We start from the raw sequence: 20119 nt of genomic DNA, 5'->3' as shown, positions 1-20119 counted from the left end.
GGCTCGAGCCGTGAACCGACGGACAAAAATTGTATGCACCCTGGGACCCGCAACAGCGACTGGCGACCGGATCCGTGAGCTCGTGGAGAGCGGCATGGACGTGGCCCGACTCAACTTCAGCCACGGCGACCACGCCGATCACGAAGAGAACTACATCCGCGTCCGCGCGGCATCCGAGGCGACCGGCAAAGCCGTCGGCGTGCTCGCAGACTTGCAGGGCCCGAAAATCCGCCTCGGTCGTTTCAAGGACGAGCGGACAATCTGGGAAAGCGGTGAAGAGATTCGCATCACCGTCGACGAGGTCGAAGGTACGCACGACCGCGTCGGAACCACCTACAAAGAACTTGCGCGTGACGCAAAGCCCGGCGATCGCCTGTTGGTCGACGACGGCAAGGTCGGTCTTGTCGTCACCGCGATCGACGGCAACGACGTCGTGTGCCTGGTCACCGAAGGCGGCCCCGTCAGCAACAACAAGGGTCTCTCGCTGCCCGGCATGAACGTGTCGGTTCCCGCGTTGTCCGGCAAGGACATCGCAGACCTCGAATTTGCACTCAAGCTGGGTGTCGACTTCATCGCTCTGTCGTTCGTTCGTTCGCCTGCGGACATCGAACTGGTTCACGCCATCATGGATCGAGTCGGCCGCCGCGTTCCCGTCATTGCGAAGCTCGAAAAGCCCGAAGCCATCGACAACCTCGAAGCAATCGTGTTGGCGTTCGACGCCGTCATGGTCGCCCGCGGTGACCTCGGTGTGGAGTTGCCGCTCGAGCAGGTTCCGCTCGTGCAGAAGCGCGCCATCCAGATCGCTCGCGAAAACGCCAAGCCCGTCATCGTGGCGACGCAGATGCTCGAGTCCATGATCGAGAACTCGCGCCCCACGCGCGCCGAGGCTTCCGACGTCGCCAACGCCGTTCTCGACGGTGCCGACGCGGTCATGCTTTCCGGTGAAACGTCGGTCGGCAAGTACGTCATGGAAACAGTTCGCACCATGGCCCGCATCGTCGAGGCCGTCGAGAACGAGACGACTCGCGTACCTCCGCTGACGCACGTCCCGCGCACCAAGCGCGGCGTAATCTCTTACGCTGCACGCGATATCGGAGAGCGTCTCGACGCCAAGGCTCTGGTTGCCTTCACGCAGTCCGGCGACACAGTGCGCCGGTTGGCTCGCTTGCACACGCCGTTGCCGCTGCTCGCGTTTACGCCGCTGCCTGCGGTGCGCAGTCAGCTGACACTGACGTGGGGAACCGAAACCTTCCTCGTCGACCCGGTGTCCACCACCGACGAGATGGTGCGTCAGGTTGATATCGCATTGCTCGCACTCGGCCGATACGCGAAGGGTGACCTCGTGGTCATCGTCGCTGGATCGCCTCCGGGAACGGTGGGCTCCACCAACCTGATTCACGTTCACCGCATCGGCGAAGAACTCCACTAACGTGAGCAATGCGGACGCGTCTGCAGACCTGGATACCCTCCTAGCTCTGCTAGATCTGGAACACATCGGCGACGACGCGTTCCGCGGCTATCATCCAGCGCAGGTAGGTTCACGGACGTTCGGCGGCCAGTTGGTGTCTCAGGCACTGATGGCCGCCGGCCGTACCGTGGACGGAGATCGGCCGATCCATGCGATCAACGCACATTTCATTCGCGGTGGAGATGTCAAGGCGCCCATCGAGTATCGCGTCGACCGCCATCGTGACGGGCGTGCGTTTGCCAACCGTCAAGTCACCGCTTATCAAGGTGACAACGAACTGTTCGTGATGCTGGCAGCGTTCCAGGATTCAGGCAAGGGCCTCGAGCATGCTGTCGAGATTCCGGATGTTCCGTTGCCGGAGTCGTTGCCGCCCATCGGTGACCACCTGATCGGGTACGAGGAGAAACTCCCGCATTTCAGTGGTGCTCTCAAGCCGATCGACATGCGTTATGCCAATGATCCGGCCTGGATCTTGAAGGGTACGGGGGAGAAGCTCACCCACAATCGGGTCTGGATGAAGCCTGATGGGAAACTCCCGGACGATTCACTGATCCATGCCGCCGTGTTGGCCTACTCGTCCGACACAACAGTCCTGGATTCGATCCTCACTACCCACGGCTTGTCCTGGGGTCACGACCGCATTGTTGCTGCGACAGTGAATCATTCGATGTGGTTTCATCGACCCTTCAGATTCGACGACTGGGTGCTCTATGCAACAGAATCGCCGGTGGCCGCTGGTTCTCGGGGCTTGGCGACGGGGCGATACTTCTCGATCGAAGGCATGCTGATGGCGACGGTAGTTCAAGAGGGCGTCATCAGGCACTTCCCGCGCAAGGGGGAATAGGGCTGAGCCCGGGTGTGGGCCAGTCTTTATGCAGATTTCTGGTACAGCGGTGCCAGTTCGTCGGCTCTGTCCCAGGGTGACCAGTCCACTTCGCGCCCGTCGAGTTGTGCCGCAACAACTTCGAGACCGGCATGCCAGCCGGCCGCATGGGCGTACGCGGATTCTTCTTCTTCCATTGTGTGAGTCAGTGTCAGCCAGCATCCGCCCGTGCCGTCGGGAACCAGTTCCCAGTGCAGGGTTTCGGCGTCCCACAAATACTCGAAGATGTGATTCGGCCGGACGCTGATCACAGTTCCGCGAGTGACGTGACCGGCGGGCAATCCATATCGCTTGATCTGCTCGGGCGTCACCTTGAACAGGAGGTCGGCGCCCGGGGTCAGGTCGAATTCGACGTCAGCGGGGAACCAGGCCTCGAAGAACTCGCGTTGAGTGATCACTTTCCAGACTTTGTCGGGAGACTGGGGGACGGCTAGTCGAAAACTGAGCGCCACCCGACCGTCGTACGTCAGGCTGATAATGCCGTTGTCCATCGGTGCCTCCACTTGTGTTGGAACCCGTGAGGTTGACACCATCGTGCCATTTTTGCGGCGTGTAGGGAATAACTGCAGGTCAGATCGTTACTTGGTGGTGGGTTGTAACGATTCGCTGTCTGCGTTGTCCTCATCGATCACGGGTAGCTGCGGTCCCATCCCAGGTGTCGGCAGATTTGATCGAACGAGTCCCGAGAGGGTCGTTGATACGGCGAGACATTTGGCTCTAAGGGCACTGCATCGACATACAGCGTGGTCGCGAATCGGCCGTCGGACAGATAGCACGCGGTCTTGCCGGTAGTGCTTTCCGCTTGACGCTGGAGTGCGTCGACCGCCGCACCGCACCACCGAGGTTCTTTCGGCGCCAGAAGTGCTTCTTCGCGTTCGCGCCTGCGAGTTTCTTTCACCACTTCGACCGGAATCGTTCCGCCCAGCTGGTCCTTGGGGATTCCAGTAGTCGGGTCGAGTGGTGCTACCGCCGGCCGTGGTTGGTCGGGGTCCATCCCGAGCGCGATGGGTGGCCACTGCAGCGGCCCGGGCACGGAAACGCCTGCCTCAGTCGCTCTCTCAGTGCTCTGCCGGTCAAGTTCCGCTGTTGCCTCGCAAGAGAGGGCGTGAACACGCTGCGGGACAACTGGGGCGTCCGGGACACCTGAGACGGTTAGCGCGTCGGGCGTCATGCTGTCACTCGGTGTAGCGCTACTGGCTCCGGAGAACAGGATGGCCGAGGCGCCCACCGCAGCTACTGTCGCTGTCACGACGCTGGCCGTTCCGCGATGTGTACGCATGGGACGAGACGCTACCGAGTTTTCGCACATCCGCCGGGGTTTCCAGCCGCATTCGTACTTTTGGTGGATGCCGGCGGTTCACCACGTAATGGACGTCATCCGCCCGCAAAGAAGATGTCTACGACGAGTTGATCCGGCAACTCGGTTCCTGTCGCCCGAAATTCGGGACGTGCGGCGGCCGTGCCGATGAAGGACTGGACGATAGAACTGCTCACCGATGCAGTCTCGACTGCCATGATGGTGCCGTCCTGTGCAGTGATCGGTGGAAATGGTTGCGGCGCTGTAACTCCCATGAGGTCGATCTGGATGATGGATCGGCCGCCCACATCGACTACTTTGCTGTCGCCGCCGCGAACGGCTTCGCTCACGTACTCGACTTTCCATGCCACAGTGCCGTTTCCGTCGAGTTGGTACGTCACCCGAGAGCTGTCGTACAGGTGTTCGGTAGTCACACCAGTGACTTCGGCGAGTGGACTGGGTGAGTTTGTGTCGGTGTCGGTTGAGGGCGTATCGACAGGCGGAAGAGTGATGCTGGGAGGTCCCGCTATCGCAGGATTCCCGACCTGAATTGTTCCGGTTTCGGTTTCTGCATTGCCGGAGTTGTCAACTGTCGAAGTACTGGATTCGGCAGGTGATTCGGGATTGGACTGGCACCCGACAAGTGCCGTGAAGCACAAGAGTGTTCCACCGAACGCGATCAGCCGACGGTGCCGCATCAACCGAATCTAGCGTCTGCTGGTCTCCGTGTACGGAATTTGCCGAATCATATCGGCGGCAGCCACGTCCTTGTAGCCGTGACAAGCGCGCAGACTCCGATATTCAGAGTCGGTTCGATAACGGGCGCGTAGTGCGGCGAGTGATTCGACGGCACGGTCCGTAGGGCGGGATCGGTCATGTCGCCGGTGGTGAACAGGGATGGATCGGTGCCGCCGAGTAGCCAGTATGACAATTGCGCACCCGAACTGGTCGCGAGAATGCCGACGTCCTCGCTGCCGGCGCCTGCCCCCGGATCGAGAATGTTCTCTTCGCCGAGCCAGACGGCAAAAGCGTCGAGGGTTTTGCCTAGTGCAGTCGGGTCGTTCACCACGATCGGGAATCGCTCGATCTCCGTGATGGTGGGCTCCTCCGGGGCTCCGGCCGTCGCGGCTTCGCCTCGCACGATGCGATCCACACTTTTCAGGATGCGTTCGCGGACGGCTGAGTCGTAGCTGCGGATATTCAGCTGCAGTTCGGCTTCGCCGGGAATGACGTTGGCCGCGTCGCCCGCATGGATGGAACCGACGGTGAGGACAGCGATTGCCGTGCTGGGGACTTCCCTGGAGATGACTGTCTGCAGGCGCATAACGGTTTCCGCCGCCATCACCACCGGATCGACGGAGTTCTCGGGCATAGACCCGTGAGCACCCTTTCCCACCAGGCGTATGCGCAACGAGTCCGACCCTGCGTATGAGGGGCCGGCGTGTCCGGCGATCTTCCCGGCAGGCAACGGCGCGACGTGCTGGCCGAGCACGACGTCGGGTTTCGGAAACTTGTCGAAGAGCCCATCGTCGACCATCGCTTGCGCACCGGCGCCGAGTTCTTCAGCTGGCTGGAAGACGAGAAGCAGGGTGCCAGACCAACTGGCGGTGTCTTGGCTGAGGATCTGGGCGGCACCTAGCAGGCACGTCGTGTGTAGGTCGTGGCCGCAGGCGTGAGCGAGCGGAACGGTTTTTCCGTTCTGGTCGGTGCCTGTGACGGTGCTGGCGTAGTCGAGGCCGGTTTCTTCCTTGACTGGAAGGGCGTCCATGTCTGCGCGCAAAAGCACGGTCGGACCTGATCCGTTCTTCAAGATGCCGACGACTCCGGTCTTCCCGATTCCGGTGGTGACGGCGAATCCCAGCGCCTTCAGGCGTTTGGCCACGATGTCAGCGGTGCGGTGTTCCTGGAACCCGAGTTCCGGATGGCTGTGGAGGTCCTTGTACAGATCGGTGAGTGTCGGATCTACGGTGATGTTCTCGTGCGCGGCATCGGACATGAGCATCCTTTCGATCGAGTGATCCGGACGAACCGGATCATTCCGACGTTAACAGGGAGTGGCTGTCGGTGCCTGCGGTCAGCTTCGCACTTCGTGGACTGCGATCATCGATGACCGTGAACTTCCGCGCTGTTGTGTCAACCGGTGGCGAGGAATACGTCAATGATCAATTGGTCCGACGACTCGGTTACTGATGCACGGGATCGATCCCGATATTAACGAAGTTCCGGTGATGGATGCGTGCGGCCACGACATGCACGTGGTTGCACTGCTGGGGGCAGTCCAGGTTCTCATCGGGAGCGTTGCTTGGTGATCCGGCGCTCTCGAGGTTCTGTTCCAGCCGGCTGAGGAGCTCGGCTCGGGTGCCACAGCGATGGTCTCTCGCGAGATTGCAGGCAACGACACCGCAGTAGTCACCGTCGGTCAGTTTCACGCGGGTACCAAGACGAACAACATCATTTCCGACCAGGCGGAGTTCGCGCTGAGTATTCGGACCGTCAACACCGATGTTCGGACTCGTGTCATGGATGCGATTCACCGGATCGTCCTAGCTGATTTTCAGGCTTCCGGCGCTGAGCGTGATCCGGAACTGATTGCGCAGGAGTCGTTTCCGGTGTTGATCAATGACATCGCGGCCGGTGCGCGGGTATTGGATGCGTTCAACGGAGCATCCGGAGATGGCGCAGTGATCGATCCGGGTCCCGTCGCTGGCAGTGAAGATATCGGAATCTTGGCTGACGCCGCCGGAGTGCCGTTGATGTACTGGCTTCTTGGCTGACGCCGCCGGAGTGCCGTTGATGTACTGGCTTCTTGGTGGCGCTGATGCGCAGACATACAGGGCAGCGGAGGAGAAGGGAACTGTCGATGTGGACATTCCATCGAATCATTCGGCCCGATTTGGGCCGGTGATTCAGCCGACTTTGGACAATGGGATCACAGTGCTGACGACTGCGGCCTTGGCGTGACTACCCCGGGTCAAGCAGTGTGGGACACAGCGATGTCCTGAGCTCAAAGCAAACTGCCGCCGGCATCGGCTTTCCACACCTCGATCAAATATCGTTCAGGGACAGTGGGATTGCTGACGCCGACATTCCCGATTCGGCCACTGATGTAGATGCGAAAGTGATAGCGCCCAGGACCGTCAACCGTGACGGGGTCGGTGAACGGATTCTCCGATGAGGGACCGCCACCCGGCCAAATGTAGGTCTCGCCTTCGGGAGAATCGATCGTGGCCTCGTAGAACTCTTCCCAGTCGGTATGTCGACGGGGAGGTGGACCGGTCAGTGATATCGCTCGAATCGAGGCCTCGCCGAACTGATTTCGGGTCAAAATGGCGATGGTGTCTTCGCTGACAGCCGGTATCGAGGTTCCGTCGGGATTTGTCATGACTTCCGGCCAGTCGGGAACGTCGTCCTCCATGATCACGATCAGACCCGCTACCTCGACGGTTGCTTCGTGGAATCGGACTGGCTTGACGCTGTCGTATTGACTGGTGGGCATTGGCTTTGTTGTTGTGGGCACGCGGGGTGCAGCTCGCAAATCGACGTTGGCGGCAGTGATTGCCATAGCAAGTCTGGTCGCCAATTCTTCGATGGTCACCAGCGGATTTCGGATTCCTTCGAGGGATAGGACACGCGTGTCGATTCTAAGTCGAAGGATCCGATCATCTTCAGCGTCAGGATCATCGAGTGCTCTGCGGCCGGCTTTCGCGACGGCCAGGCATGCGTCGTCGAGGGAGTATTCAATTCCGGCCTGAGTGCCGATGAGTCCGGAACTCGGATCGGAACGGGTTACTTCCCAGTGGATCACGCGAAGGAATCCGAAGTGCAGGCAATCAGCGAAGTGCGTTGCATAAATCGAACATAACGTCCGATGATCGTGGACGTGGCCGAACGTCGACAGTGTGTCGGTGCCGCCTTTCGGCGGCTGACGCAAATGGTGCCCTCGGTGAGACTCGAACTCACACTGGACGGGTTTTGAATCCGTACTTCCTGGGAAAAGCAATCGATCTACCTGCATATATCGAGGAAAATTGATCAGTTTTGAACCGTGCTGCGGACTGTAGCGGACTGGAAATGTATACCCAATGGGGGTATCGAATCATGGACGTGTCAGTCGGCATTGCGAAGGAATGCGGTGACATCAAGTTCAGTTCGGGTTAGGTCGATCAGCTTGTCGAACGCTGCGTCGTTGTCCTTCATGGAGGTGTCACGTACTGATTTGAAGTCAGTATCCGGCGAAGGGAGTGCCAACGATCGTCGTAGTGACTGGTTTGCCTCTTCGAGAGCCTCCAAGAGGACTGGATTTGTAATAACCGATTTTGCACGAGAAATTTCCGTCACTGTCGAGACGAAATCACTGACGAAATTTCCATATGGAACTGGAGTCGCAGTCCCTTCATGTGCATCAAAGTAGCTCATTCGCAACACCTGGTACTTGTCGATAATCGCAAGTAGTTGGTCACGTTGCGTCGTTGCATGCTGGACAAGTATCTCTCGCCGAAGCCGGGATTCAGCTGCCATTCGATCTGCTTCGGACTCTTTGCGCGAGTGTCGCAGTGTCAGCACCACACCGCCGACTGTGCCGAGAACGCTGACGATACCTGTCACTGATGCCAATACGATGCCCCACGCGGGTGTCCAGTACATCCCGTACTCGTACAGGAGTCAGCGAATCCAGTCAACGTAGACACTGATTCCTGCATCACTGTGAGACCGTACGGACACGAACAGGGCAGCGGTGTGTTCCAACTACCCTGTTCGTTTTCAATCGCTTAGAAACGAATTACGTTTTGCGAACTGGCTCGTACTCAGGGAACTTCGTCGTTTCATCGAGTGATTCGGTGCTGGCGAACCTGACTCGGTAGACCTTCGCGTACACATGACGCAGACCTAGGTACGCCCGGTACCGCCCACATCCTGCATCTTTGATCTGCTGTACTACGTCTTCGAGTTCTGCGAAGAGTCCATCTAACTCATCTGATCTTGTTTGTGTCATATTCTTGCTTTCATACTAAACTGGCTGCATGCAACCTTAGCGCGATCAAAGTCGCGTGTAACTATTATCATTCAAAGTGAGCGGTAATAGCAAATTCGTGATTAATGGGAAGTCTGGCTAGGGTGATTTACGGACAGTTCAAATTTTTGCACGGTAACTGGGAAAACATATTCTGGGTACTTCTGTAAGAGTTCAGAATATGTTTCATAGCTACGCGATTCCCATCTGCCGGCCGATTCAGGTACGTTGTATCTCTCGACACGTTCGACAGTCATATATGAATGCACATCATATTTAGGTAGCCTGTTGACCCGTTGCCGAAGCGATTTTGGCATCTTCTCCGAATCTTCCGATGACTGTATCCATTGCATCAAATCGTTGAACGTCTTAAGTTGAGTCTTCTTGAGATTTAGAAAATAGTCTTCGATGGTCGTCAGATATTCAACGGAAGTAGTTTCTGTTGGAAACCCGTATTCGTTGCCTTTCAAGACTAGCTCGACTTCACGATCTGGCGAGTTTCTATACTTCTTGGTTTGCTGGTGTTCGTGAAGATCATTCAGCTTCCATTCAAGTCGATTTGCGTACCATCGTGGATTCTTTCCTGGGTGTTCCCTCAGGAATTCTGCATATTTTTCGTTTGCCCAACTCATATGATCGCAGACTACTGAATATGGCAACCTTCGACCTAGTAGGCGTTTTCTAAACAGATTCATCGTCAGGTTGTAGTCGGTTTCTTTACGGACTCCCACGATTGTGCATGCAGAAGAGTTTTCTTCTTCTATGTCCTCAAAAAGTGTGCCGTTTATGGCACTTTTCCCTTTATATATAGTAGATGAGGGGGAAATATCTATATTTTCAACTACTGCATCCCTGAATCTGATGAAGCTGTTGTTCTCTGTTCGATAGTCAGACTCTCTGCATGCATCACGATCTGCAAATGGGATATGAGGATGAACGAATGCAAGGAATCTGTTCAACCATTCTGTTTCCTCGGATTCAGACTGAGGTAGGTCGCTCAGATGTTCGTCGTATGCAGCAGTGATGAAGTTTGCAAAGTTCTTATCCCGCTTACTGTCACGTGGTTCATCGACAGTGTATGAAAATCCGTATGCAATTCGAATGTCACTTACGTATTCCTGAATTTTGTTGATCGCTCTTGTCGAGCTGTAGGAATCTTCATCGCCCCAGCTCCATTCTTGATCGTCGTGGTCTATCGGGGTAGCTGTGTCCTCGAACTCGTAATCATCGAATTCATCAACATCCGGTTCGGAAGCTCGTTTATCCTCAGCCGGGTACTCAGCTTCATCCTGATATTCAGAATCCCATCCATCAGAAATGCAGCTACGACTCCATTCAGGAATCGGGCTTGTAGAGTAGGCAGTACCATTTATCAGTCTGTTGTTGACGTGATTCAGTGCATTGTCAATCCAGTAGCAGTAGAAGGTGTCATCCGAGTATGCAAGCAACGCATCTTCAATCAGCTGGGGAACGTCATAAGTCGCTTCAACGATGAGTTCTGCAAGTGAATCTTTCATTTCGAGCAGATCATCAGAGTGATCATTATATAAATCTCTATCCGACTTCTTTAGTCGGTTGAATATTGCATTCAAGTATTGAATCTTGTTCATTATTTCTCCTATTAGTGTAATGAAAAGACCGTACTCAGCTGACAATCTGAATACGGTCTTTCCGGTTTCTCTACACTAATAGAAAATATGCGGGTAAGATTGCTCCAATCGTTGTCAGACGAGTCGAATCCTTCGTCTTCTATTATGCCAGATATGACGATATATCGCAACTTTAGCTGGTTAGGAAACAAAGATATAGATCAATATTTTACTAACGAATTCGGCCAGGTAGAGAATGGTTAGCAAAGCTACGAATAATCGTTGTACCTCGTTTTGTAACACATCGGTTGCGGCCCTCGATACCCTCGCAAACGGGGCAACATCAACTGAGGGGGAGCAGTGGCAGAAGGTACTTGCAGCGCATGCGAGGCAGAGGGCTTCGTGCAGTTCAACGGGGTATGCAGGAAGTGCAACAACAAGCCTGGACGGGTAGTCCTGGGGATTCTCGGGTTGCCGCTGATCCTGGCGGTATTTGGTGCAATCGTCTGGCTGGTGAATACCTACGGTGACGCAGTGCTGGATGCAATGGGAACTCTTGCAGTAGTAATCATCGTAATTCTGGTGATACTAGTTCCATTCGTTATCGCTGCACTACTGTTCAAGGCAGCAAAGTAATACGTGCTCACACATTTTATGAATATCTGAGTTTAGAAGAAGATTTCATGCTAGCCTCAGCGGGCCAGGCAAACCAACTACAGAAAATGGTGCAACATGTTCGATACCGTTCTCCAATCAATCATGCTTCCAATCCTGTATCCCTTTGGTCTCCTCCTGGGATTCATCATGAATATCGGCTTCGGACTGTATTCGTAGATTCTTAGCCAAAGGAGCGAGTATGTGGCTCTGCTAAAGATTCTTTAAGATGCAGCATGTTATAATAAGAATGCACGAAATCCTACCCAAACGAATACCCCCGATAACTAGAACAGTTGTCGGGGGTATTCGTTTGTATGGATATATAATTTGACTGATACAACATTCTGAGACGACGGAAGATGAGCGTTATCCCATATAGAATTATATCATAAAAGGTGATATAATTTAGGTACTCATTATTTTTATAGCCCTTTCCGAAAATACCTCAGTTTCTTGTAGGATGCTGAGGTATTTTTGTGTGCAGATGCGGCCGGTAGGGTTGATTATCTACCCCATTAGTCTAAAAGAAATATAAAGCAATACATGATAGAATATAAGTGAGTCACTAAATTATAGCGACTCAGGAACTAGTATGAATAAAGAACTCAAATATACAGTAAACGAAAACAAGTGTTGGATATATGCAGGTGCCAAAGACCGATCAGGTTACGGCATTATCAAGCATGCAGGAAAGACGGTAAAAGCGCATAGATACAACTTCGAACTGCATAAAGGTGAAATCTTGCCCGGTCTGGTCATACGCCATACATGCAACAACCCTAGTTGTATCAACCCAAAACACTTACTGCAAGGAACGCAAAAGCAGAACATGCAAGACAAGGCAGAATCGAAGAAAATATTCTGCACCAACAAGCATGAACTGAACCACTCGAACAGCTACATATTCAATAATAGAAGAATATGCAGAATCTGTAGATCAACGAATGAAGTGTAGTAGGTATTGGCTTCGGCCGCCTGCACTTAATCGAGTTTGATTTTCAATACACAACCACAGAAAGGAATGAAATTGGTTGGCTAAATATACTTATGATGAAAGAAAGAAAGCAGCTGAAATGGCTGGTGACATCGGCATTGCTGCAACGATGCGAGAGTGTCAGTACCCGAAGTCCTGGGCAACGCTACGAGACTGGTGCAACGAGTTCGGCGTGGAAATCGTGCTCGATGAGCTGAAATCCAAAGCAGCTCAGTACAACTCGTTCTACGAAGAGACTGAACTGCGCATCGTTCAGCAGGAAATCATTGCTCGTAGCCGTGACCTGATGGAGTCACCGACGCTGACACCTGCCGAGATAGACAAGTTGGCAGCAGCGATCAAGAAGGCAACCGACAGCATTCAGATGCTCAGAGGCAAGGCAACGAGTCGAACAGCAGTTGAGGACACCACGGATGCTGATGCATTGAAGTTGTTCGATCAGTACAGAGCGGATGCCGATGGAACTCGCTGAGGTACTGCGATCAGTTCCGCGTGGTCTGTTGGCAACTTCGGCGGGCAGAAGGCTGATCACCAAAGACGATCCGATGTTGTTCGCTGTCATCTACCTGCTGGATCACTTGAAGTTCGAGGATGAGCAACCGTCACTGTCTGAGTTCCATGTAGCTCTGGCAGAGTACGGCAAGTCCTGGACGGCAGAATCGGCCGGCAAAGACTGCTTCATTGCACCACGCAGTGCAGGCAAGACAACTTGGTTGTTCCTGATCCTGACACTCTGGGCAGCAGCGCACGGACATTTGAAGTTCATTGCAGCGTTCAGTGACTCGGCAGCTCAGGCAACGCAGCACTTGCAGACGTTCAAGCATGAACTCGACAGCAACGAGTTGCTTCGCAAGGACTATCCAGAGCTGTGCAAGCCGATGATGGGCAACAACGTCAAGCGTCACATTGCACAGTCGAACGAGCAGATTCAACAAGCGAACGGGTTTGCCTTCGTTGCCAAAGGTATCGACGCTAAGTCTCTCGGTATGAAGATCGGTAACCGTAGACCTGATCTGATTCTGCTTGACGATATCGAACCACCTGAGGCGAACTACTCGGCAAGTGAAGCTGTAAAGCGTCTGGGAACAATATTGAATAGTGTTTTTCCGCTGAGTATCAAAGCTCGAATTGCAATCGTCGGTACGACAACGATGTCCAACAGCATCATCGATCAGCTTCGCAAGGTCGGTGAAGCACGATTCGCATGGCAGTTGTCAGCAGATCGAAGAATGCAAACAAAGCCTGGTACAGAACGTGCCGATAATACCTATTATGTAAACCTAGATAAGGGTATCCTAAGTGAGTTTTCTGATGAAGATGCAGCCTCTGGTGACCGTAGAGACGTTGAGGGTATGTCGGCGGTAGGGGAGCTTCAATCTTCTATCAACTCCATTAGCGTTGAAGGTAGACCAGAATCAGCAGATTCGTTGAATGAAGCATACAGCGAGAGCATACACAGATCGGTTGAGGTGAAATTCGATCCTATTGATAGGGAAATTGAATCTGTTAGCAACTCTGTGAAGATAGGGAAGCAGGGCGAATCAGACCTTAGCTTGACAGTCCAGCAGCAGTCTGGATCGGAGTCGGAGCAGAAAAGCGATGTTAAATCAAGTTCTGAAAATATCGCTACATCGACACGATTAAGCTGTGTATCAAATTTTGATAATTCAAAATCACCAGCATCCAGGTATGCAAAAGAACTAGAAAAACTGATCGGTAAGTCTCAACCAGCACTGCAAGAGTTCGATCAGCAGCATGTAGTCGAACCGTCAGACTTCTACGAGTCACTTGACCAGGCGTTACGTTGGGTCATTGACGAACAGATCAACGTTCACTACTTCCCTGCAATCATGGTCGATTCTGCTGGTACAGAGCGTTCGTTGTGGCCTGAGTTCTGGTCCCTGGATTATCTAAATGGCATCAGGCATACCCGAAATTTCTATATGAACTATCTGAACAAGCCTACAAGTCTCGATGCTGCATATTGGTCTGAGTCAGATATTCCAGTCGCACAGCTCGATAGCTACAGGTACACAATGATTAGTGTTGATCCGGCTGTGAAGACAAAAGCGTCGAACGACTACACAGGAATTGTAGTTATTTCTTTCGGTGAAAATGGAAAATGCTACGTACGCCATGCAGAACAGTTACGTATTGTATCTACCGACTTGAAGCAGAAGGTTACCGATCTGATCGAGAAGTTTGATGCACGTCTGGTTTATTGCGAAGTGAATCAGGGCGGTGACCTTTGGCGTTCCGTCTTCGACGGTATACCGGCAAAGTTCAAGTCGGTACATCAGACGGAGAAGAAAGAACTACGTGCAGCACGAGCGTTGGACTACTACAAGAAGAATCTAGTCTTCCATACAAAGAACTTCGCTGATCTGGAAGAGCAGATGTTTGCATTTCCAAAGGTTCCACATGACGATATTCTTGATGCGTTATCTTCTGGTGTTCACTATTTTCTAGGAAACAGCCGGAAGTCAACTGCACGCAAGCGAAGTTACCTATAAAAATGTTATTATCAATACAAAGAAAAGGAGATTTATAGCAGAGATATGAATTTAGATGACCAGTTGGTTGAGTACAACCTCGAGAACGATCTGGCTTTAGCCGTCCAGACGATTCTCGACCGACAACAAGAGTACGAAAAGGCTGAAAAGTATTACAAAGGTGAAGTTGATGAGATATTCGCATCACCTTCGGTTCGCAGAGCACTGAGCAAGATCGGTTCGGACTTCCGCATCAACTTCGCTGCAATGCCCGTCGATGCCGTTGCAGCACGTCTCGAGATTGACGCTGTGAAAGCTGTATCCGCTGAGGGTGCAGACGTGCTCGATGCAGCGTTCGAGGACGCAGAGCTGGAACTAGAGCTGAAACTCACCTTCAAGAACGCTCTGATGTTCGGTGATGCCTACATTTTCGTGTGGCCTGACAGCTCAGGGACAGTGCAGGCGCATTACAACAGTCCGAAAGGCGCTGTGGTTCTTTATGATCCAGAGAATCCGCGTGTCGCAGCAGTGGCAGCGAAGGTCTGGGTTGTGCAGGTAGCGGGGGAGACTAGACACAGAGTCAACCTGTACTACGCAGATGCGATCTACAAGTTCATCAGCACAGCGCCACGTCTACCGATGACAGTGCAAGCAACGGACTTCGTTCCAGTCCTCGATGCAGACACAGACGAAGCCGGGTATGCGCGGAACCCGTATGGACAGATCCCGATCTTCCACGTTGCAACAGATCGTCCGTTCGGCACTCCCGAGCATAAAGCTGCATACGGACCCCAGGACATCATCAACAAGCTGGTCATCACTCAAATGGCATCAGTGGAGCACTACGGGTTTCCAACGCGTTACGTGCTCTCTGAGAACCACGCGAACGTAGCCAACGACTTTGACGATGACGACGATTCCGCAGACCTGTCGGGTAACCCTGGTGATCTGTGGATGCTGACGAATACCAAGCAAGTCGGACAGTTCGATGCAGCGAAGCCGGATACCTATCTGGCTCCATACAAGGAATACATCAGAACTATGGCAAGTGTGACGAGCACTCCGCTGCACTACTTCGAGAACACCCAGACGAACGTCTCCGGTGAGGCTCTACGTGCCAGCGAAGCAGCTCTGATCAAGAAGGTACGAGACAGACAACTGTCATTCGGTACTGCCATTCGATCAATGTTCGTGTTCATCTTGAAGCTGCACGGAATCACGTCAGACGTGCAGTTGCACTGGGCACAGCCCGAGTCGATTGACGATAAAGAACGATGGGAAATTGCGTACAAGAAGGTCCAAGCCGGCCTACCTGTTAAGCAGATGTTGATTGAACAGGGTTACGACTCTCAGATCGTAGAAAGCTGGGATCTGCCGGTACTGAATCCGCAGACCAGCCAGTTAGAACAAAATACAGAAAATGAAGGAGAAATAGCAGCATGACAGAACAAAATATCGAACAGGTAGAAGCTCAGTTGGACGCAGAGATTGAACAGGTGCGTGCAGCGTTGAAGAATGCAAACAATGAATCTGCAAGTCATCGTCATATGGTGAAGGACTTGCAAGGTCAAGTATCCGAACTGAGTGCAATAGCCGAACGTGTGAAGACTCAGTTTATGAATTCACAGATGAATCTTATTCTCGAACGCAACGGCATCACTAACCCGAAGGTGGCTAAATTGATTGACCACGAAGGTCTGTCAATTGACGACAATGGAGATTTGACAGGGGCAGTCGAGCAGATTGACAAGCTCAGAGAAGAGTTTCCTGAGCTGTTCGCGGTACAGCCGAAAATTCCAAGTGTGGATGCAGCGGATAAAGTTGCCCCTAAAGCATTCAAATCAAGCGCCGAGAAGTTACTCAAGAGCGCGAAATAGAAATATCCTATATAATAGGATAAACGGATTGAGATAATCCATCGAGTCAACAGTCGAGATGATTGGAGGTTCTAATTAAACTAAAAGAAAAGGATTGATTAAAATAGTAGCAATTAATGCAAATGCATGGATTCCTGAAGAGTTCGGCTCAGAGGTAATCGCAGCATCGGAACAAAATAGCGCCGTTGAAGCATACGGACGCAAGGTTAATATGAATACCGATACGTACAAGGTTCCACGTATCGGGGAATCCGCAGTATCAGTTATCGGAAAGTCTCAACCATACCCAGAAGACCCGGCAAATCTGGACACCGTATTGCTTGATACTGTCAAGTTCGGTGGGCAGAATGTGATTGCCGAAGAAGACTTGGCTGATGCCAATGTGGACGTTATCTCTGCATTGCAGAAGTCTTGGGCACTGAGCTATGCAAAGACATTCGATAACGCTTGTCTTGGCACAACAGCAGTAGGAAACGGTACAACCGTACCATTTACTTCGGTGTACAAGGAAGTTAGTGCTGGGGCAGCAGCTCACAAGATCGCTACTGCTGGTGCAGTGACCTACGATAAGGTTTCACAGACCTTCGGTAAGGTTGAGCAGGGTGGATACTTTTCCGATAGCGATATGATCGTTATTGCTCACACCAGCATGAAGGAATCGTTACGCGGTCTCGTTGACGTCAATGGCAGACCACTGTTCATCGAGCAGGTATCGGCAACACAGCCAGCAACTCTGTTCGGCTACGCATTGCAGTTCTCTGACGGAGCGAAGACAAGTGCAACGAATCAGCAGAACCCAAACGGTAATGCACTGTTGATTGTTGGCAATCGCCAGCATTTGATCGTTGGCCAGCGTGCGCCGATTGAATCAAAGCTGAGTATTGAGGCTGGTTGGAGCACTGACGAACCACACTTGAAGATGCGCGCACGTAGAGCCTTTGCTGTCGGTAGAGCAAAAGCCTTCGGCATCCTCGAAGTAACAACTTCCTAATTAGGTGACAGGGTGCGTCGATAGTGGCGCACCCTGTCTTCTATGACAGAACAATTCGAGTTCAATGTAGTCCTGCCGACAATCAACGAACTCTCAGTACAGCTAGGCAACTCGGCGCATGAAGTGCAGCTGCTTGCATTCGTCTATGAGGCGAAGATTGCGAAAGCAGTATGAAGAACTTCTACGTAGGTCAACGACCAGCAGAATCAGTACTGTTCAAAACAGTGGACGAACGAAGATTTACGAAAAGAATTCTCGGTACCTACCAGCAAGCGCAGGTATTTATTCGCAGACCTGATGGAACTCTATATTCCGAAGGTTCTGCAATGATCGTGTCGAATCCGGTAAATGGAGTGATCTACGAGTTTGGCATTACATCGCCGTTCACAGTAGCGGGGGAGTATTCGATTCAAATCAAGCTCACAAGACGTACAGGTGAGTTCGACTACACAGACCCGATATTTCTCGATGTGTTCGAGGCGTACGGATGAAAGGAATGATGAACAATTTTAGCTACAACAAGTGACGTATTCGATCTGACAGGAATAACAGTTAATTCCAGTCAGATCAGACAGGCTCAGGCGATAGTCGAACTATGCGCCGGTAGACCTGAATCGTTAGTTACAAAAGATATAGATAAGCAGTGGATGAAGTATGCCGTTTGCTGGCAGTCTGCATATATCGACAACACTGAGGTATTTCAGCAAGCGAACGTGCAGCAGGTAAAACAGGACAACTCGACTGTGACGTTCGGAGACAGAGTTTTTGCAGTCTCTCCATTAGTTGTTGAGGCTGTGAAACGACTCAGTTGGTACAACAGTAGAAAAATCAATCTGAAAGGGTTCAACTTCGAGGCTTCGAAGATGCCTGAATGGTGGCTGTGGTAATGCAACTGATGCCAAAGACATATCCAAGTCTGATTGATGTCTACACGCAGTCTGTACGTATCGATCCCAGGACGAACGAGACGATACGTGAGTGGAACTACCTGGATCCTGAAACAGTGCGATGCAATGTCGTCGCACTCAAGCCGAAAGAAACGTTGGAAATATTCGGCAAGCTGTACGAGAACAAGAAGTTTATCAAGATCGAGACTGCAACGAAGTTCGATCTGTCACAGCAGGCCGGTAACATCAGATCGCGACGCAGCGCACCATACTTTCAGCCTTACGACGATCCCTACGTGTTCAACATCAGCAACGTGAACACGCAGATAGATCAGCTAGGCAACATCGTCTGCTTCGAGCTGTACTTGGAGTACTTTCGTACGATGTCTGAAATTGCTCGGTAAACTCGATATCTGGCTAGCCTTCATCGGGACTTCCAAGTAATGATCCTGATTGGTGTAGCCTTTTTTCCGCACTAGATTCGATTTTCCGTAACAGGCTCTTACAGATATTATCAGCCAGAGTCTGCATTCTTGTTGTAGTGTTGGTTCCTGTGTTCGGGAAGCAATCTTCCATGCGGAGTCGAATGTATCCGATCCTGCTGCGCTGATCGGTGTGCGTTGTGGGCGTTGCTATGAGGGCAAACGGAAATCTGTCTGCGCCATTTCTTGCTGTTCCGATTGCCAGATTGACTGAGGCTGATATATCGGTCTGTTTTTCGTCTTTTCTTATATATATACCCCTTGCTACTGGCTGCGAAAAGCTATATGGGAGTCTGTCGTACGGCAGTTTTGTGCCATCTTCTGTGACGTACTCACCATTTGTCGCGCTACTCATATCGTATGTTTCGTTGAGATGGTAAGAGGTATATTCTGTTTTGTCAAAGATTAGTGCACCGTTGCTATTGTCTGTCAGTGACTGAATTTTTTGATCTACCTCCGATACGAACTCGCTCATAACTCTGCCAATAATCTCCTTGACATTTGCAAACTCAACTCCTGCGTGGTCATCAACCAGCTGCATTAGTTTGGAAAGGTGATTTTCGCTAGTGGGTCCTCGGTTGGACTCGATGCTCTGAGCAAGTTCTGCAAGTGTTGCAGCAATTCGGTCGGTGATATTTTGGATCAGTTGTCCGTAGTCCTTGTTTTCTACTGCTTCAAGTGCCTGAAGGTAAGTTTGCTTACGATCAGAATAGACAACAAGCGGAACGCGGTAGGTCTGCATTAGTATCATCGAGGCAACTATTCGGGAGACTCGGCCGTTTCCGTCCTCAAAAGGATGAATTTGTGAAATACAGTAGTGAACGTATGCCGATCTAGTAATTGGCGGAATATGTTCGTATATCGGGGACCGAAGTTGTTCGCAGAATTTATCCATTTCTGCTTGTACGCTATCAGGGGGGCAATAGGGGTGAATTCTTCCTGATCTTGTCTGAACAAAATTGGTATCTGTCTTGAATTCCCCGTGGCGTAGTGCCTTTGTTCCCCTCTGGTTCTTTCCACCAACGCTCCTTGTGACCTCAAAAGTTTTCTGAGAATCACACGCGATTGCATGTAAATCTCGAATAAAATTCAAAGTGATTGGACGATTAGAATCAACCCAGTCTGTTGCATAGTTAAGGGCCTTCACGAGGTCTTCGAATGAGCGGCGTTCCGCTGTGTTTTCGTCCTCGCCCAGAATTGACTCCCAACCCTCGGCTTCGGTCGCAATAGTTCGACTTTCTCCGGTTTTGAGTTTGTATAGATCCTCAAGAGCGCCTGATTCTGCGGCTGATTCTCTGAGGACGCGTCTTATGATTGATACCTGCTGGTCGGAATTGAGTTGGTCGAAATGATAGTTGAAATACGCGTAATCGATGTCAAGTTGGGACGAATCGACTTGAATCTCTGCCCACTCAGCTAGTGGCATGATCGGACGGTACGGCTCAGGATCATTCGCAGACATAGATGGACTGTACACAGTTGATCGTGATC

General features: G+C 52.0%; 21 protein-coding genes and 1 pseudogene. 14 read left to right on the top strand and 8 right to left on the bottom strand.

Translation table 11 applies throughout. From position 1 onward, the window contains the following. Positions 1-10 precede the first annotated feature (10 nt). Both pyk and QM600_RS09740 read left to right on the top strand, forming a co-directional pair. A complete protein-coding gene (gene pyk, locus QM600_RS09745) occupies positions 11-1429 on the top strand; it encodes a pyruvate kinase (RefSeq protein ID WP_283261258.1) in 1419 nt (472 codons plus the stop codon). A 1-nt stretch (position 1430) separates the two neighbouring features. Then, entirely contained in the window at positions 1431-2312 is an 882-nt protein-coding gene (locus QM600_RS09740; RefSeq protein ID WP_283261257.1) for an acyl-CoA thioesterase, read from the top strand. Between the two features lie 26 nt (positions 2313-2338). Here the strand turns inward: QM600_RS09740 and QM600_RS09735 are convergent, their stop codons facing one another. The 4 genes from QM600_RS09735 to QM600_RS09720 form a co-directional block, all read right to left on the bottom strand. Further along, a complete protein-coding gene (locus QM600_RS09735) occupies positions 2339-2842 on the bottom strand; it encodes an SRPBCC domain-containing protein (protein ID WP_283261256.1) in 504 nt (167 codons plus the stop codon). A 137-nt stretch (positions 2843-2979) separates the two neighbouring features. After that, on the bottom strand, positions 2980-3630 hold the full coding sequence (locus QM600_RS09730) for a hypothetical protein (protein ID WP_283261255.1): 651 nt from the start codon (positions 3628-3630) through the stop codon (positions 2980-2982). 95 nt (positions 3631-3725) lie between these two features. Next, entirely contained in the window at positions 3726-4082 is a 357-nt protein-coding gene (locus QM600_RS09725; protein ID WP_283261254.1) for an AMIN-like domain-containing (lipo)protein, read from the bottom strand. 311 nt (positions 4083-4393) lie between these two features. Then, a complete protein-coding gene (locus tag QM600_RS09720; RefSeq protein WP_283261253.1) occupies positions 4394-5644 on the bottom strand; it encodes an amidohydrolase in 1251 nt (416 codons plus the stop codon). A gap of 68 nt (positions 5645-5712) precedes the next feature. On the opposite strand from QM600_RS09720, the gene QM600_RS09715 reads away from it, so the two are divergent. Together QM600_RS09715 and QM600_RS09710 are read left to right on the top strand one after the other, a co-directional pair. Further along, the gene (locus tag QM600_RS09715) at positions 5713-5838 is read left to right on the top strand and encodes a hypothetical protein (RefSeq protein ID WP_283261252.1); all 126 of its coding nucleotides are present in this window, start codon (positions 5713-5715) and stop codon (positions 5836-5838) included. Between the two features lie 134 nt (positions 5839-5972). Then, positions 5973-6422 (top strand): annotated as a pseudogene (locus QM600_RS09710) (hypothetical protein); the annotation flags it as partial. Positions 6423-6652: 230 nt separating this feature from the next. Here the strand turns inward: QM600_RS09710 and QM600_RS09705 are convergent. From QM600_RS09705 to QM600_RS09695, 3 genes are all read right to left on the bottom strand, one after another. Further along, positions 6653-7579: a hypothetical protein gene (locus QM600_RS09705; RefSeq protein WP_283261250.1), complete on the bottom strand. Its 927-nt coding sequence runs from the start codon at positions 7577-7579 to the stop codon at positions 6653-6655. Between the two features lie 176 nt (positions 7580-7755). Continuing rightward, positions 7756-8292, bottom strand: coding sequence for a hypothetical protein (locus tag QM600_RS09700; protein ID WP_283261249.1), 537 nt, complete (start codon positions 8290-8292; stop codon positions 7756-7758). Between the two features lie 450 nt (positions 8293-8742). After that, complete coding sequence (locus tag QM600_RS09695; RefSeq protein WP_283261248.1) at positions 8743-10269, bottom strand: hypothetical protein; 1527 nt, start codon at positions 10267-10269, stop codon at positions 8743-8745. Between the two features lie 339 nt (positions 10270-10608). Here QM600_RS09695 and QM600_RS09690 point away from each other — a divergent pair, with 339 nt between their 5' ends. The 10 genes from QM600_RS09690 (at position 10609) to QM600_RS09650 (ending at position 18550) form a co-directional block, all read left to right on the top strand. Continuing rightward, entirely contained in the window at positions 10609-10884 is a 276-nt protein-coding gene (locus QM600_RS09690) for a hypothetical protein (RefSeq protein WP_283261247.1), read from the top strand. A gap of 613 nt (positions 10885-11497) precedes the next feature. Further along, entirely contained in the window at positions 11498-11860 is a 363-nt protein-coding gene (locus QM600_RS29815; protein ID WP_502942923.1) for an HNH endonuclease, read from the top strand. A 76-nt stretch (positions 11861-11936) separates the two neighbouring features. Next, complete coding sequence (locus tag QM600_RS09685; RefSeq protein ID WP_283261246.1) at positions 11937-12371, top strand: hypothetical protein; 435 nt, start codon at positions 11937-11939, stop codon at positions 12369-12371. Beyond that, positions 12358-14412, top strand: coding sequence for a phage terminase large subunit family protein (locus tag QM600_RS09680; protein WP_283261245.1), 2055 nt, complete (start codon positions 12358-12360; stop codon positions 14410-14412). The genes QM600_RS09685 and QM600_RS09680 overlap by 14 nt, the downstream gene beginning before the upstream one ends. Before the next feature lie 45 nt (positions 14413-14457). Then, positions 14458-15834 carry a phage portal protein gene (locus tag QM600_RS09675; protein ID WP_283261244.1) on the top strand — a complete coding sequence of 459 codons (1377 nt, stop codon included), beginning with the start codon at positions 14458-14460 and terminating at the stop codon, positions 15832-15834. Beyond that, the gene (locus QM600_RS09670; protein WP_283261243.1) at positions 15831-16268 is read left to right on the top strand and encodes a phage scaffolding protein; all 438 of its coding nucleotides are present in this window, start codon (positions 15831-15833) and stop codon (positions 16266-16268) included. The genes QM600_RS09675 and QM600_RS09670 overlap by 4 nt, the downstream gene beginning before the upstream one ends. 94 nt (positions 16269-16362) lie before the next feature. Further along, a complete protein-coding gene (locus QM600_RS09665) occupies positions 16363-17259 on the top strand; it encodes a phage major capsid protein (RefSeq protein ID WP_283261242.1) in 897 nt (298 codons plus the stop codon). 42 nt (positions 17260-17301) lie between these two features. Beyond that, on the top strand, positions 17302-17433 hold the full coding sequence (locus QM600_RS09660; RefSeq protein WP_283261241.1) for a hypothetical protein: 132 nt from the start codon (positions 17302-17304) through the stop codon (positions 17431-17433). A 50-nt stretch (positions 17434-17483) separates the two neighbouring features. Beyond that, positions 17484-17750: a hypothetical protein gene (locus tag QM600_RS09655; protein ID WP_283261240.1), complete on the top strand. Its 267-nt coding sequence runs from the start codon at positions 17484-17486 to the stop codon at positions 17748-17750. 380 nt (positions 17751-18130) lie between these two features. Continuing rightward, positions 18131-18550 (top strand): hypothetical protein, encoded by a 420-nt coding sequence (locus tag QM600_RS09650; RefSeq protein WP_283261239.1) that lies wholly within the window; start codon positions 18131-18133, stop codon positions 18548-18550. A gap of 13 nt (positions 18551-18563) precedes the next feature. On the opposite strand, the gene QM600_RS09645 is transcribed toward QM600_RS09650, so the two are convergent. Continuing rightward, positions 18564-20090 carry a Fic family protein gene (locus QM600_RS09645; protein ID WP_283261238.1) on the bottom strand — a complete coding sequence of 509 codons (1527 nt, stop codon included), beginning with the start codon at positions 20088-20090 and terminating at the stop codon, positions 18564-18566. Between the last annotated feature and the right edge of the window lie 29 nt (positions 20091-20119).

The sequence above is a fragment of the Rhodococcus sp. IEGM 1379 genome, from assembly GCF_030056815.1.
Lineage (GTDB): Bacteria > Actinomycetota > Actinomycetes > Mycobacteriales > Mycobacteriaceae > Rhodococcus_F.
The sequence above is the reverse complement of the archived record's forward strand: the minus strand, read 5'-3'. Positions and strand labels throughout refer to the sequence as shown.

Bases quoted from the DNA above. Each gene is read 5' to 3' on its own strand.
- QM600_RS09735 (WP_283261256.1), bottom strand. From the start codon at position 2,842: ATGGACAACGGCATTATCAGCCTGACGTACGACGGTCGGGTGGCGCTC.
- QM600_RS09730 (WP_283261255.1), bottom strand. From the start codon at position 3,630: ATGCGTACACATCGCGGAACGGCCAGCGTCGTGACAGCGACAGTAGCT.
- QM600_RS09720 (WP_283261253.1), bottom strand. From the start codon at position 5,644: ATGTCCGATGCCGCGCACGAGAACATCACCGTAGATCCGACACTCACC.
- QM600_RS09700 (WP_283261249.1), bottom strand. From the start codon at position 8,292: ATGTACTGGACACCCGCGTGGGGCATCGTATTGGCATCAGTGACAGGT.
- QM600_RS09695 (WP_283261248.1), bottom strand. From the start codon at position 10,269: ATGAACAAGATTCAATACTTGAATGCAATATTCAACCGACTAAAGAAG.
- QM600_RS29815 (WP_502942923.1), top strand. From the start codon at position 11,498: ATGAATAAAGAACTCAAATATACAGTAAACGAAAACAAGTGTTGGATA.
- QM600_RS09680 (WP_283261245.1), top strand. From the start codon at position 12,358: ATGGAACTCGCTGAGGTACTGCGATCAGTTCCGCGTGGTCTGTTGGCA.
- QM600_RS09675 (WP_283261244.1), top strand. From the start codon at position 14,458: ATGAATTTAGATGACCAGTTGGTTGAGTACAACCTCGAGAACGATCTG.
- QM600_RS09670 (WP_283261243.1), top strand. From the start codon at position 15,831: ATGACAGAACAAAATATCGAACAGGTAGAAGCTCAGTTGGACGCAGAG.
- QM600_RS09660 (WP_283261241.1), top strand. From the start codon at position 17,302: ATGACAGAACAATTCGAGTTCAATGTAGTCCTGCCGACAATCAACGAA.
- QM600_RS09650 (WP_283261239.1), top strand. From the start codon at position 18,131: ATGGTGGCTGTGGTAATGCAACTGATGCCAAAGACATATCCAAGTCTG.
- QM600_RS09645 (WP_283261238.1), bottom strand. From the start codon at position 20,090: ATGTCTGCGAATGATCCTGAGCCGTACCGTCCGATCATGCCACTAGCT.